The organism is Paenibacillus sp. strain BS8-2, from assembly GCF_054483835.1.
In genome coordinates, this window is record NZ_CM137010.1 from 3,397,766 (window position 1) to 3,412,472 (window position 14,707).

12 protein-coding genes are annotated in these 14,707 nt (G+C 48.1%); 10 read left to right on the plus strand and 2 right to left on the minus strand.

The genetic code is table 11. From position 1 onward, the window contains the following. Positions 1–215: 215 nt before the first annotated feature. From ACX1C1_RS14605 to sda, 3 genes are all read left to right on the plus strand, one after another. On the plus strand, positions 216–2,375 hold the full coding sequence (locus ACX1C1_RS14605; protein WP_458952915.1) for a DNA topoisomerase III: 2,160 nt from the start codon (positions 216–218) through the stop codon (positions 2,373–2,375). 108 nt (positions 2,376–2,483) lie between these two features. Further along, entirely contained in the window at positions 2,484–3,200 is a 717-nt protein-coding gene (locus tag ACX1C1_RS14610; RefSeq protein ID WP_458952916.1) for a YheC/YheD family protein, read from the plus strand. 346 nt (positions 3,201–3,546) lie between these two features. Further along, complete coding sequence (sda, locus tag ACX1C1_RS14615; RefSeq protein WP_458952917.1) at positions 3,547–3,705, plus strand: sporulation histidine kinase inhibitor Sda; 159 nt, start codon at positions 3,547–3,549, stop codon at positions 3,703–3,705. Positions 3,706–4,122: 417 nt separating this feature from the next. On the opposite strand, the gene ACX1C1_RS14620 is transcribed toward sda, so the two are convergent. Next, positions 4,123–5,124, minus strand: a complete 1,002-nt coding sequence (locus tag ACX1C1_RS14620; protein WP_458952918.1) for an NAD(P)/FAD-dependent oxidoreductase — start codon at positions 5,122–5,124, stop codon at positions 4,123–4,125. A 401-nt stretch (positions 5,125–5,525) separates the two neighbouring features. Between ACX1C1_RS14620 and ACX1C1_RS14625 the strand changes: the two genes are divergently transcribed. From ACX1C1_RS14625 to ACX1C1_RS14650, 6 genes are all read left to right on the plus strand, one after another. Continuing rightward, entirely contained in the window at positions 5,526–6,719 is a 1,194-nt protein-coding gene (locus ACX1C1_RS14625; RefSeq protein WP_458952919.1) for an NAD(P)/FAD-dependent oxidoreductase, read from the plus strand. Continuing rightward, positions 6,719–6,985: a hypothetical protein gene (locus ACX1C1_RS14630; protein ID WP_458952920.1), complete on the plus strand. Its 267-nt coding sequence runs from the start codon at positions 6,719–6,721 to the stop codon at positions 6,983–6,985. The genes ACX1C1_RS14625 and ACX1C1_RS14630 overlap by 1 nt, the downstream gene beginning before the upstream one ends. Before the next feature lie 280 nt (positions 6,986–7,265). Beyond that, positions 7,266–9,623 carry a helix-turn-helix domain-containing protein gene (locus ACX1C1_RS14635; RefSeq protein WP_458952921.1) on the plus strand — a complete coding sequence of 786 codons (2,358 nt, stop codon included), beginning with the start codon at positions 7,266–7,268 and terminating at the stop codon, positions 9,621–9,623. A gap of 179 nt (positions 9,624–9,802) precedes the next feature. Next, positions 9,803–11,422 carry an extracellular solute-binding protein gene (locus tag ACX1C1_RS14640; RefSeq protein ID WP_458952922.1) on the plus strand — a complete coding sequence of 540 codons (1,620 nt, stop codon included), beginning with the start codon at positions 9,803–9,805 and terminating at the stop codon, positions 11,420–11,422. 84 nt (positions 11,423–11,506) lie between these two features. Next, positions 11,507–12,478: an ABC transporter permease gene (locus tag ACX1C1_RS14645; protein WP_458952923.1), complete on the plus strand. Its 972-nt coding sequence runs from the start codon at positions 11,507–11,509 to the stop codon at positions 12,476–12,478. Between the two features lie 12 nt (positions 12,479–12,490). After that, the gene (locus ACX1C1_RS14650) at positions 12,491–13,366 is read left to right on the plus strand and encodes a carbohydrate ABC transporter permease (RefSeq protein ID WP_458952924.1); all 876 of its coding nucleotides are present in this window, start codon (positions 12,491–12,493) and stop codon (positions 13,364–13,366) included. A gap of 96 nt (positions 13,367–13,462) precedes the next feature. On the opposite strand, the gene hemQ is transcribed toward ACX1C1_RS14650, so the two are convergent. After that, positions 13,463–14,209 carry a hydrogen peroxide-dependent heme synthase gene (hemQ, locus tag ACX1C1_RS14655; protein ID WP_458952925.1) on the minus strand — a complete coding sequence of 249 codons (747 nt, stop codon included), beginning with the start codon at positions 14,207–14,209 and terminating at the stop codon, positions 13,463–13,465. A gap of 168 nt (positions 14,210–14,377) precedes the next feature. Between hemQ and ACX1C1_RS14660 the strand changes: the two genes are divergently transcribed. Then, entirely contained in the window at positions 14,378–14,677 is a 300-nt protein-coding gene (locus ACX1C1_RS14660; RefSeq protein WP_458952926.1) for a YuiB family protein, read from the plus strand. Positions 14,678–14,707 lie beyond the last annotated feature (30 nt).

The following is a 14,707-nucleotide window of genomic DNA, read 5'->3' on the forward strand; positions in this document are numbered from 1 at the left end:
CTTCCAATCCGCGTGCTTGGAAGCGTGTTTGCACGGATTTTTCCTTTGTCGCTGGCGTATGAAGCTGCGTCCATTTCCGCTTTCTCCCTGCCAGTATACGGAAATAAGATGTGCGCTATGAGCGGTTTACGAACAATTCAATTGGTGATTGCTTCGTGGTCGCGCCTTATGTTATCTTGTCACCATAAAGGAAGAGGAATGGGAGAGGAATACGAATGAAAGCATTGGTGCTGGCTGAGAAGCCGAGCGTGGCCAAAGAGATCGCGCGCGTACTTGGCTGCGGTGGTAAGCAAAAGGGGTATTTTGAAGGCGGACGTTACGTAGTCACTTGGGCGCTTGGTCATTTGGTGACGCTTGCAGAACCGGAGGACTACGATGTGAAGTTTCGGACATGGAACCTGGAGGATCTGCCGCTGCTGCCTGAGAAAATGAACTTGAAGGTGCTCAAAGAAACGTCGCATCAATATCGGACGGTAGCCCAGTTGTGCAAGCGCAGCGATATCGGGGAGATGATAATCGCAACAGATGCTGGCCGAGAAGGGGAGCTTGTCGCACGCTGGATTATGGAACTGGCGAATTGGCGCAAGCCGTTCAAGCGGTTATGGATTTCTTCGCAGACGGACAAGGCGATTAAAGATGGATTTGCGTCGCTTAAGCCGGGCAAAGATTATAATCATCTGTATGCTTCGGCCGTCTGCCGCGCGGAGGCGGATTGGCTAATCGGACTTAATATGACGCGTGCGCTCACGACCAAATATAATGCTCAGCTCGCCGCTGGACGCGTTCAGACGCCGACATTGTCGATGTTGATGGAACGGGAGCGCGAGATTGCCGACTTCCAATCCAAGCCGTTCTGGACGGTGCCGCTTCAGCTAGGCAGCTTTATGGCGCAGTGGCGCAGCAACGATTCGCATGATGGACGCTGCTGGACCCGCGAAGCTGCTGATCAAATTGCCGAACGTGCCCGCAAAGCAGGTTCAGCGAAGGTCGAAAGCTTGCGTACGGCCGAACGGACGGAGCCGCATCCGCAAGCCTATGATTTGACGGAGCTGCAGCGCGATGCCAACCGGAAACTAGGTTTCTCCGCCAAGATGACATCTAACGTGCTGCAGCGACTTTACGAAACGCATAAGCTTGTCACGTATCCGAGAACCGATTCCCGATACTTATCCAGCGATATGGTGCCGACACTCAAGGGCAGGCTGGAGAGTGTCGCGGTGGGGCCGTATACTCAGTTCGCTCGGAAGCTGCTGCGAGGACCGCTGCCGGTGACGAAACGAATCGTAGACGATTCGAAGGTCAGTGATCATCACGCGATTATTCCTACAGAACAATTCGTCCAGCTAGGGGAGCTTACGAACGATGAACGCAGACTGTATGATCTGATCGTTCGCCGATTTATCGCGTTATTTTATCCGCCATACAAATATGATGAGACAAGCGTCGTACTGACGGCTGGTGGAGAACGTTTCTACGCGCGGGGGCGCATACAGAAGGATGCCGGCTGGAAGGCAATCTATGAAGGTCATAACGGCATGACAATCGGCGACGATGACGAAGAGGGCGACGATCCGACAGGAGCGAAAGAAAGGGATGCGGCGCAAGCTTTGCCTCCACTGCAGCAAGGAGCCGCTGTGACCATCAAATCTGTCGTCGTCAAAGAGCTGCGCACTCTCCCGCCGGCGCGGTATACAGAAGCTACGCTGTTAACTCGTATGGAGAAACATGGTCTTGGTACGCCTGCGACCCGAGCGGATATTATCGAGAAGCTGTTGTCCTCCGACACGATTGAACGGATGCGTAATACGTTAGTGCCGACAGCCAAGGGGAAGCAGTTGATCGAGCTAGTTGTGGAGCAGCTGCGAAGTCCGGAATTGACGGCAAAGTGGGAGAGCGAGCTTGAGCGTATCGCGAAGGGGCAAGGTAATGCCGCAGCGTTTATGGCGGGAATTCGCAAGCAAGCTGCCCAGTGGGTTGCCGAGGTCAAGCAGGAAACCAAGGAATACAAACCTCACAATGCGACGGGATCGTTCTGCCCGGAATGCGGCAAGGCAATGATCGAAATCAAGGGAAAACGCGGCAAGTCACTTGTCTGCTCGGATCGAGAATGCGGCTACCGCCGAAACTCGGAACCCGTCCTGCTGAACAAACGTTGTCCGCAATGCCGCAAGAAGATGGAGCTGCATGATGGCAAAGCAGGCAAATACGCTCAATGTAAGCCATGTAACGTGATCGAGATGTTAGGCGACAAGGACGGCGGGCGAATCAACAAACGGGAGCAGCAGCGTCTCGTCGAGCAATACAGCGAAAGCGCGCCGCTCGGCAACAGTCTCGCCGATAAACTGAAAGCGGCGCTCGAGGCCAAGAAGGATTAGTTTGTTCAAATGCCTAATAGGTCGGGGGACTAAGGCAATCATCCACGAGCTTTGGACATTCCTGCCATATACTAAGGGGAGTAGATGCAGGAAAGGAGCATGTAAGCGATGATTTTTTTTCGAAAGCCGCTTCAACATCCGCGATTGCAACAGCATCAGCCCTATAATGGCAGACAGCTCGCCAGCAAATGGGCTAAAACCGAAGCACTTCTAGTCGACCCGGCACTGTCCCCCCATATTCCCCCTACCAGGAAATATTCGTCTGATGCGCTGTACAGTATGCTGAACCAGCATGGTATGGTCGTCATTAAACCGATTGTTGGTTCTGGTGGCGGCGGAGTGATCAAGGTGGTGAAGGAGAGCCAGGGCTATAGTCATACGTATAAGGCTCGCAAGCTATACGCTGCTCATTTCGACGGACTTCTTAAGGCGCTTGCTGGACGAACGGGCAAACGTCAGTATCTCATTCAGAAAGGGATCTATCTGGCTACCGTCAATGGACGGCCGATCGATTATCGAGTGAAATATGTGAAAACGAACAAGGGCTGGGAGTATCGTGCGCTCGTAGGTCGAATAGCGAAGCGGGGACTCTTCGTAACGAATCTGTCCCAAGGCGGCGATTTGGTCACTGCGGCACAAGGGATAAGAGCTTCACTCGGGGGAGCTTATGTCAAGGACAAGAAAGCGAAGATGCGTAGGCTCACCGTTCTAGCAACTCGATTATTGGAGCAGACATATCCCGGATTAGGTCAGCTTGGATTTGACTATGGAATCGATAAGCAAGGAAAGATATGGATCTTTGAGGTCAACACAAGACCGCATTAAACAATGGATTGGGGCTGTCCGCCAAGTGGTCAACATGACTTGCGGATATGCTCCTTTATTTGGGTTCAGGGGATCATCGGCGTATGATTGGTTTATTTATGCATCTAGTTTTATTAATAGAACAATAAAATGCGATTAAAGTTTTTTATCAGCTGGGCGTCAAAAAGAGATGTGGATAAAACTATCCACATTATACCAGCCCATTTCACTCGAAAATTGCCAACTATTCACAGTTCATGCACAGTGTATCCACATCCCCATGTGCATAATAGGGCATGTTGTCCCGAATTTCGTCGCATGCTACACTAAATTTCGTAAGGAAAACGATGGTAAATAAGGAGGCTGCATGATGGAAATATTAACGGACGAGCTGCTCATTGACACCTACTTCGCTGCAATCGAATATAAGCTGGAGCCTGAATTCATCCGTATGCTGGCAGTCGAGGTTAAACGCAGAGGCGTTGATCTTGCAACCGCACATGCTCATCGGAGACATACGGCGTAAGCGACATGATGAATACAACACTTCAATTATTATTGGGCCATTCCGGAATGAGCACCTCGTTCATAAGCCCACAGCTCCCGCAATAAACAACATGGCAGCAATACACGGCGGCTCCGCCAGGAGTAACGTTCCGTAAGTCTTCAGATAACGGGGCATAAGGCTCATAAGGTCCCATCCAATCCGATGATCTTCCGCATTCTGTCACAGTGCCTCCGCAAGTATTGCAGTACGCCGGTTCCGCGCCGATTCCGTTACAAAGCGGACATAACATAAGGGTACCCCTCCTCGGTTAGAACGGCAGCATTTGCCCCATTCTTGCATCACATTCGGCGGTTCAACACCGCGACCTGCTAGCTTATCGCCAAGTTTAGGATACCCTTATCCTTACAAGTTATGAAGTTCCGATACGATGACTGACTACAATTTCATATTACTGCTATGACCTGGAGATAATTTCGCATTTGGATCGACATACACCTTTGCGTTGTTGATTGCAGTTGGCGCTTCACCAAAGCCTACAGCGATAAGCTTGAGTTTTCCAGGGTAAGTGGTAATGTCACCTGCGGCAAAGATGCCCGGAATATTCGTTTCCATCCGCGTATCCACAACGATAGACCCGCCTTGAATCGTGATTCCCCACTCAGAGATAGGACCCAGCGATGATACGAAGCCGAAATTGACAATGACCGCATCGACGTCGAGTTCTGTCGTTTCATTCGTTTTGACATCCGTCAAGGTTACATTTGTGATTGTTTCATCCCCATGCAGTCCTGTAATTTCGGTTGGGGTGATGATGCAAACACTCGAATTCATCAGGTTCTCAACGCTATGCTCATGCGCGCGGAATTTGTCTCGGCGATGGATAAGCGTAACACTCTTCGCGATAGGCTCCAGCATGAGCGACCAATCAACAGCAGAGTCGCCGCCGCCGCTTACGAGCACATTCTTGTCCTTGAAGCGTTGCAGATCGCCGACAAAATAATGAAGGTTCTTCCCTTCGAAACGCGCAGCTTCAGGCAAATCGAGTCTACGCGGCTCGAACGCGCCTACACCTGCCGTAATAATGACCGCTTTGGCAAGATGAACAGCACGGTCGGTTGTGATCTCAAACAATCTTTCTTCTTTCTTCACAACGCCAATGACTTTCTCCTCGAGGCACACTTCCGGCTTAAACAGATCGATTTGTTGCTTTAACCTGTCAACCAGCTCCTGCGCCGTTACCTTCGGAAATCCGGCTACATCGTATATATATTTTTCAGGATACAACGCGGCCAGTTGCCCACCGAGCTGCGGCATACTTTCGATGATTTTCACGGATGCTTGACGCATCCCACCATAGAAAGCGGCGAACATGCCCGCGGGTCCCCCACCGATTATGAGTATATCCACGATCTCCGATTCCTTAACTTGTACTGACAACTGTCTGCACCTCCGTAGATTGTTTTACGTCACACGGTTCTATTATAAACTTCTGTATGGCGCTAAGATATAATTATTTGTTCAATAAGCAATACGTGAAGTCAGCAAGGGCATGGCAATTAGCTCCTCCTTGTACAGTGTTCTAAACATTTTCGTATAAATTACCCTTGAAACTTTGTTCAAAAGTCTGTAATATGTCTGATGTATATAGGATTTAATTGATGAAAACAAAGACGAATGCCGTCGAATTTCCAAAAAAGAAACTTGACTGCATTTGCATGATAATGGTTATGAGTACACAGACTACGGTATTGAATTATTCTTTTTTGTGTGAGTTTGTGTAATTTTTCACAAGTATATATGATAATGAAAAGAAAACAAGGAATGGATGGGATCCCACAATGAGCAACATACCTAAAATTGTAATTCTTGGCGCAGGTTATGGCGGTGTGCTGACTGCTCTTCGTTTGCAGAAAGAGCTGAATTATAATGAGGCTGACGTTACACTAGTTAACAAACATGATTACCACTACATTACAACACATCTTCATATGCCTGCAGCAGGCACGGATAATCCGGAAAATGCGCGCGTCAGCATCTCTAAGCTGATCGATGAATTCAAAATCGACTTCGTTAAGTCGACGGTTGTTCAAATCCGTCCTCAAGACAAAAAAGTCATTCTCGAAGACGGTACGCTGTCGTACGATTACCTTGTAATCGGTCTTGGCGGCGAGCCAGAAACGTTCGGCATCCCAGGTCTGGGAGAACATGCCATGAACATTCGAAGCATCAACTCCGTTCGCTTGATCCGCGAACATATCGAATATCAATTCGCACGTTACAAACGCGAACCACATCGCACAGATTATCTGACATTCATCGTGGGCGGCGCTGGTTTCACTGGCATCGAGTTCGTGGGAGAGCTGTCTGATCGTATCCCTGAGCTGTGCAAACAATTCGACGTAGATCCAACGCTTGTTAAAATCTACAATATCGAAGCAGCTCCTACAGCATTGCCAGGCTTCGACCCTGAGCTAGTCGAGTATGCGATGGACGTTCTGACGAAAAAAGGCGTTACGTTCCGTATCGGCACTGCAATCAAAGAATGTACGCCTGACGGCGTAGTTGTTGGCGAAGGCGAGGAAATCAAGTCCCAAACGGTCATCTGGACCGGCGGTATCCGCGGTAACCGTTTGATCGAGGAAGCGGGCTTCGAAACGATGCGCGGACGCGTTAAGATTGATGAATTCTTGCGCAGCCCAGGCTCCGAGAACGTATATATCTTGGGCGACAACTCCCTGATGTTCAACCCGGAAGGCCGTCCGTATCCGCCGACTGCTCAGATCGCTATGCAGCAAGGCGTCGTATGTGCGCATAACCTGGTTGCATCGATTCGCAACCAACCGCTTAAATCGTTTACGTTCCAGAACAAAGGAACAGTTGCTTCCCTTGGTAAAGGCGAAGCGATCGGTATCGCATTCGGCAAGAAATACAAAGGTCGCGTAGCGGCTTGGCTGAAGAAAGCTATCGATATTCGTTACTTGTTCATTATCGGCGGAATTCCGCTTGTCCTGCGTAAAGGCAAGTTCCTGTAATGCGCCACTGCAGCGTACAAGTCCGCGGCTTATTAACGAGAGAAGAGCTCGATCGTTATAACGCCTTGATCGAGGTTGGCTCCTTTCTGGAGTCGCAGACCCGTTACGACTTGGCTTATACGGTGCAGAAGGAGATCGATATTCTGATTCTTCCGGCCATCGAGCGACTGAAGGATAAGAGCCGTGCACGCGACCGGGCTACCCAGGAATATCTGGAGGCGAAGGAGCGCGGCTTATCGTTGGATGACGACGAGGATGAGGAATAAATGATCTTTTAAATACTTGATAGACAACAAGCTGGCACCGGTGCTCCACCGGAGTCGGCTTGTTTCGTTTTACCTATCTTTTAGCTATAAGTGAAACCATTTTCTATACTTGTGATTCATTGACGATAGGCAGATTATCTTAAATGACAGCTAATTCCTCCTAATTGAATAGAATCTATTGTATAATTCCGTATAAATAGACAGAGAGAAGGAAAAAAGGTCACTGAGCTTTCAATATGAAAGCGTATTCTTTAGATAGTAGTAGGAGGAGAACATGGAAATGAGCCCAATAAAGCGCACCAAACCGCATATGGGAAAGCTGTTCCGCCGATCCGTATTTTTGAAGCTATTAATGTCTTTTTTGGTCATTCTGATGATTCCATTCGTAATTGGATCGTTGCTCTACGGCAGAATGGAGCAGGCGCTGATTGGCAAGGCTTACGACTCCAATCAGAAGATGCTCGAGCAAACCCGATTAACTGTAGACAGCCGAATGAACGAGGTAGATCAACTTACCGCCCAAATCGCTTTCGACCCCATGCTTCAAATGTTTTTATACGAGGAATCTAACCGTTCAAGCATAAATGACTATACGTATGTCGAATTGATCCGAAACCTGAAGCGTTATCGCACCTTATCTCCGTTTATTTATGATTACTACGTGTACTTCAAGCACTCCGATCGAATCGTTACAACGACGATCCGAACGGATTCGGATACTTTCTATCGCGATATGACCCAATATCAGAACAGAAGCATCGACGAGATCAAATCGCTGCTTGATGAGTTTCATCTGCGCACGTATTTGTCTTCGGAGCCGATTCAATACGATATGAAACAAAGAAATATGATTACGTCGATTACTTCGTTACCGATGGGTGACAATGTGGATGTTAGAGGAGCGCTCGTTATTATGATCGACGAAGCTCAGCTTCTTGGTCAGCTTCGCAAATCCGATCAGCGAGACACAGACTATTACATTATCGATGCTAATGGTCAGGTGTTAAGCACAACGTCGGCAGATGAGGGTATGTTAGGCGGAATGAAAGATCGTTTAGGCAGTGGCCATGGTAATCTTGCCGTTACGATTGCAGATGAAGATTTATTGGTTTCATATACGACCTCAAGTCAGAATAATTGGACCTATGTATCCGTCATTCCACGTTCAATCGTTTTATCAGAGGTTAATCAGACCAAGTCTCTAGCGCTATTGCTCGTACTGCTATGCGTTGCAGGAGGCATGGGCATTGCTTATTATCTCGCGTATAAGAACCATAGGCCGATTCGAGAGCTTATCCATATGATCCTGCAAGGAAAAAACATGAGCGGGACGGAAATTCGTAATGAATTCACTTTTATCCATAACGAGCTTCAGTCGTCGATCGTAGAGGAAAAGCAGATGCGTGGCATCCTTACGCAACAGAAGCCGGTCATCCAGGCTGACTTTATCTCACGGCTCATGAAGGGCTTCGTAGATACGACGAGATTGACGGAAAAGGATTATGAATTTATGAACGTCTCATTGCCACATCCCTATTACGGCGTTGTTTTGCTGCAGATTGATGATTGCGGAAGATTTGTCCAGGAAAATTCGGAGCGCGAATGGACGTTAGTACGATTTGTTTTAATTAATTTGAGCAATGAGCTGTTGATGAAGAATGGATATGCGATCGAGCTTGATCGTGACAAAGTCGGCATTCTGCTTAACGTTGATAGTCAGCTTACAGAAGAAGGAAATCAGCTTGATCGTTTGCTCACAGACATTAAAACCCAGATGGAGCATAAGTTCCGGACCTCGATTACGATTGCGGTCAGCGGCATCAAGACAAGCCTCGATGGTATTGCAGTCGCGTATGGCGAGGCAGTGTCAGCTCTGGAGTACAGAACGCTTCAGGAACGTGAGGGCGTTATCTACTTTGATTCCATTCGCGATGTCGAACGCCATTATTTCTATTATTCGCTAGAGATGGAAGCACAGCTGATGAACTACGCCAAGAGCGGTGATTACACCAATGTCGAGAAGGTGCTGGATCAGTTGTTCGAGATCAACTTCCAATCCCGTTCGATTTCGCCGGAGATGGCCAAATATTTGTCTGCTGAATTGATGAGTACGGTGATCAAACTTTTGAATGCTCTGAACATCGACGATGCTGATTTCTTTGGAGGAACGACCGAATCCTTCACTTATTTGGCCAAGCTAGGAACGGCAGAGGAGATGGGGATTACGCTCAAACGTCTCTATAAGTCGATCTGTGAGAAGGTAGCGGGGGAACGAAGCGATCATAGCGACCAGCTGACGGTCAAGATTAGAAGCTACATGGAGGAGAATTATGAAAGCAATGAGTTAAGTCTGACGATGATTGCAGATCACGTTGGGCTCAACTCGTCGTATCTGTCCACCTTCTACAAAAAACAAACTGGCCATAATGTGACCGAATATATATCCATGCTTCGAATAACGAAAGCGAAGCAGCTGTTAGCAGAAACGGAGATTACGGTTGCGGCGATCGCGTCGCAAGTCGGCTTCGCCAATGACATCGGATTAATCCGAGTATTTAAGAAGACAGAAGGCATAACACCGGGCAAATACAGGGAAATTTCAATGAGCAGCCGCCAAGAAAACGAGGCAATTCTATAATCCAGCAGGTGTTTCTAGAAATTTGATAACCGCTAATCTGACTTTTGAATAGCGATTCTAATGGATTCGCTATATGGATTCCCTCATTATCCGGTTAGGATGAAATCAGCAGCCGACAAGCTGTTGGCCGTGAAAGATTGAAGTCCAATACTATCATTCGAGAGGGGATTGTATGGCTTATGAAGAGAAGAAAAAGCGGGTTGACTGTATTGGCGGGTGCCTTGGCCGCAACGGTAATGATAGCAGGATGTTCTGGGGGCAATAATGGCGAGAACGAGGGGGCAAGCGCTACAAAAAATCCGGGTTCTTCCAGTGCGCCGATTGCAGCAGCGGTGGAATATCCGGACTCCTTATCTTATTGGGTTGAAATGAACCCCAATGCGGCAGCAACTATGGCTAATCTTGGCGAGAGTAAAATGTATCAACAATTGGAGACGGTGACGGGCACAAAGGTGACCTGGACGCACCCATCTGGAGAAGGCGCTCAAATCGAGGAACAATTCAATCTTATGCTTGCATCCAAAAAGCTGCCGGATGTTATTGAGCGTAACTGGCTTACGGTCTCGCGTGGCCCTGACGATGCGATTAAAACAGGCACGATCTTGAGATTAAATGAGTTGATCGAAGAACATGCTCCGAATTTGACAAAGTACTTAAATGAGCATCCAGAGATCAAAAAGATGATCATGACGGATGAAGGCAATATTTATTCGTTCCCGTTCATTCGCGGCGACGAGAAGCTAATGGTATTCTTCGGTCCGATTATTCGCAAAGACTTGCTCGATAAGACTGGTCTTGCAATTCCTGAGACAATTGATGAGTGGGAAATCGTACTAGAGGCCCTTAAGGAGCAGAACAACGGTGAACCACCGTTCATGCAGCGTATCAGCGACATGAATATCGGTCATGCCTTTATCGGCGCATTCGGCATTCCGCTAAGCTTCTACAATGATAATGGAAGTATCAAATACGGCTCGATGCAACCGCAATACAAGGATTTCCTAACTGTTATGAACCGCTGGTACGAGAAGGGATTACTGGATCCTGATTTCGCCGCGATGGATACGAAGTTGATGGATTCCAAAGTAACGACAGGTAAGATTGCCGCTTTCGCGAGCTACACAGGCAGCGGCATCGGCAAATACATGGGACTTATGAAAGACGATCCAACATTTGAGCTAGTATCGACTCCATACCCGACGCTCAAAAAAGGTGAAAACGCGGTATGGGGACAGCGTGACTTTGCATATACGGGCATCGGAGCTGCCATTACAACTGCAGCCAAAAATCCTGAGCAAATCGTCAAATGGCTGGATTACGCGTATGGCCCAGAAGGTCATAAGCTGTTTAACTTCGGAATCGAAGGAAACAGCTACACAATGGTAGACGGCAAAGAAACGTATACCGACGTTATTATGAAAAATCCGGACGACTTGCCAATTACGCAAGCGATGGCGCAATACTTCCGCTCCAGCTACAATGGTCCATTTGTCCAAAGCCCTGGCTATATCGAGCAATATTTGCAGCTGCCATCCCAGCAGGAAGCATTGGTTAATTGGGAGAAGGCATCAACGAACATGATGAAGCCGCTTACGACACTTACGGCAGAAGAAGGCCGCCAAAAGGCTTCTATTATGACGGATTTGAATGTGTACCACGAGGAGATGCTCCTTAAATTCATTATGGGCACAGAACCGCTTGAGAAGTTCGACGAGTATGTAGAGACGCTTAAAGCAATGGGGATCGAAGATGTAATCAAGCTGGAGCAAACGGCGCTGGAAAGGTTCTTGAAGAGATAAGATGGCTGGTTCTTGCTTGGCGGGCAATATTGCAATTGCCCGCCAGGCGAGGACGATTAGAAGTGGGAGAAGGAGGGAATTATTATGGCGGCCATCAAAACGGAACAACCATCGGCACCGCTTGGCGGGCCCAGCTCCCGCGATAGCTTCGGACAACGCGTCAAAAAGGATTTTCTAAGAAACAAGTGGATATATCTCATGTTAAGTCCCACAGTCATTTATTTTCTTTTGTTCCATTACGGTCCAATGTATGGCATGCAGATCGCTTTCAAAGATTTTACGATCAATCAGGGCATTAACGGGAGTGCATGGAGTGGTCTCGACAACTTCAAGGAGTTTTTCTCCAGCTTTTATTTCGGGAGAATTCTTGTTAATACGTTATTAATTAGTTTGTATAGTCTTATCTTTGCATTCCCGGCGGGTATCATTCTTGCGCTGTTGCTGAATGAGGTTCGTAAAAGCTGGTTTAAACGAACCGTGCAGACGATTACGTATATGCCTCACTTCATATCGCTTGTTGTCGTGGTTGGTATTATGTTCGACTTTCTGGCCCGCGACGGGCTCATCAACAATCTGTTATCCTCGGTGTTCGGAGTGGAGCCGATCGCCTTTATGAGGGAAGCGGATTGGTTCCGAACCTTGTATATCGGCTCTGGCATCTGGCAGAATGTCGGCTGGAGCTCCATCATATTTCTTGCAGCGATTGCCTCAATCGATCCTTCGATTTATGAAGCAGCCCGTATTGACGGCGCCAATCGCTGGAAACAAACGCTGCATGTGACATTGCCGGGCATCGCGCCGACGATCATTATTTTACTTATCTTGAATATTGGTCAATTACTGGCGGTTGGCAGTGAAAAGATATTGCTTATGTATAATCCCATTACGTATTCGACCGCTGATGTGATTGGAACGTATACGTATCGCAAAGGTATTCTGGAGACGAATTACAGCTATGCGGCAGCGGTCGGCATGTTTAATGCGATCATAAGCTTTACGCTGCTCGTTATCGCGAACGCGGTTTCACGTAAGACAAGCGAGACTAAACTATGGTAAGGAGAGTGCGTGATGAAGGCAACAACTGGCGAACGTGTATTTGGAGTATTTAATATTGCCTTGCTTCTCGGGCTTTCCTTAGCCGCCATTTATCCGCTCTTTTTTGTACTGATTGCGTCATTCAGCGATCCAGGGCAGCTCGTGCAGACAAGGGGCATCCTATTGTTTCCGCAAGGATTTACTTTAGACGCCTATAAGATGGTATTTATGAACCCTTCCATTGGCACGGCCTACCTCAACACGTTGTTCTACGTTGTCGTTGGTACTGCATTTAATCTATTTCTGTCGTCGATGGCTGCATACGGGCTGTCTAGACGGGAGGTAATGTGGAAGAATCCAATCATGTTTATGATAACGTTTACGATGTTCTTCGAAGGCGGATTGATTCCTTCATTCTTACTTATTAACGAGCTTGGCATGCTGGATACACGGTGGGCGCTTATCATCCCGACGGCCGTCAGCGCGTTTAACTTGATTATTATGCGTACGGCGTTCCAGGCGGTGCCTGTGGAGCTGGAGGAGTCCGCAAAGCTGGATGGCGCGAACGACTTCAGGATCTGTTGGTCCATCGTGTTCCCCTTATCGATGCCCGTTATAGCCGTCATGCTGCTATTCTATGGCGTGTCGCATTGGAACGCTTGGTTCTCGGCGATGATCTATCTGCAAGACAGGGGACTCTTCCCGCTGCAGCTCATTCTTCGCGAAATCCTGATCGTTAACGATACAAGCAGCATGATGACAGATGTTAGCTCAGGTGATCAGATGCCGATCGGCGAAACGATCAAATATGCGACAATTATCGTCGCGACGCTCCCGATTCTATTCGTCTATCCATTCCTTCAGAAGTACTTCGTGAAGGGCGTAATGATTGGAGCTGTTAAAGGGTAAACAGCAAAAGGCTGCGTTCAGGTCAATATGACCCGAACGCAGCCTTATGTATGTGATGCGTACATATGGAACGTTAATGGTTTAGATTTGGTCTGGTTATACTTTGAGCAGCGTATCGAACTTTGCGCCATCCAGGAAGTTGCCGACATAGAAGTCGCCGAAGTCGCCGAAACGTGCACTTACTTCATCAAACCGCATTTCATAAACCAGCTTCTTGAACTGTAACGCGTCATTTGCGAATAACGTAACGCCCCACTCCCAATTGTCGAAGCCGACGGAGCCCGTGATGATTTGTTTGACTTTGCCCGCGTATTGGCGGCCGATCATGCCATGGCTGCGCATCATCGCTTTACGCTCGTCCATGCCAAGCATATACCAATTATCCTCGCCAGAGCGGCGTTTGTTCATCGGATAGAAGCAGATATGTTTCCACTTCGGCAGAATGGGCTTGAGTCGTGCGACGATCTCCGGATTTTCCATTGGATCGCTGCCTGGCTGAGCCATGTAATTGCTTAGTTCAACGATGCTGACATAGGAGTGGACAGGATAGGTGAAGCTGGCCAGTGTCGTTTTGTTGAATGCAGTTTCAATGTCGTTCAGCTCTTCCAGTGTCTCGCGAAGATGCATGAAAACAAAATCTGCTTTTTGTCCTACGATCGAGTAGACAGCAGTACTGCCCGTCTGTTCGTCTTCAACCTGTGCCCAAGCGGCTAGAAATCCGTGAAGCTCGTCCAGCGCTTTGGAACGCTCTGCTACGGAAGCCTGACGCCATGCGGTCCAATCGATACTGCGGAAATCGTGAAGGGCGTACCAGCCCTCTAATGTTTGTGCGGCTTCGCTCATCTTGCGTATTGCTCCTCTCGGTATGCATGTTTATGGTTGCCCTTATTGTAACGTAACCCGCGGCACGACAGCAAATGACGGACTTGTGACATTTGCGGGGAGCCGATTGACTTCATTTATGGCATTCATTAAACTGAGAAGGAATGATTGAAAGGGGTCGTACGTGCAATGATCGAGGCTATACAAATTATTATCGCGACGGTGCTGTTTTTTGTCATGATGTTCGGCATCGGATTTATTCTGAATATGCTGCTTAAGACGACTTGGTTCCCTATCGGATTGTTTGTCGTCGTCATTATCGGACTCGCGATCTGGTCGCCATGGGCGGAGGCGGATAAGCCGACATTGTCCAACTTCGGTACATACACGCTTATCTATTATCTTCCTATCACGGGAGCGTTGATCGGGGCATATGTCAGCGGTTGGGCCATTCGTGCGCTGCGCAAAGGCGGCTACAAAATGTTTTAAAACGAAATCCCTCATACGGGGGATTTTTCT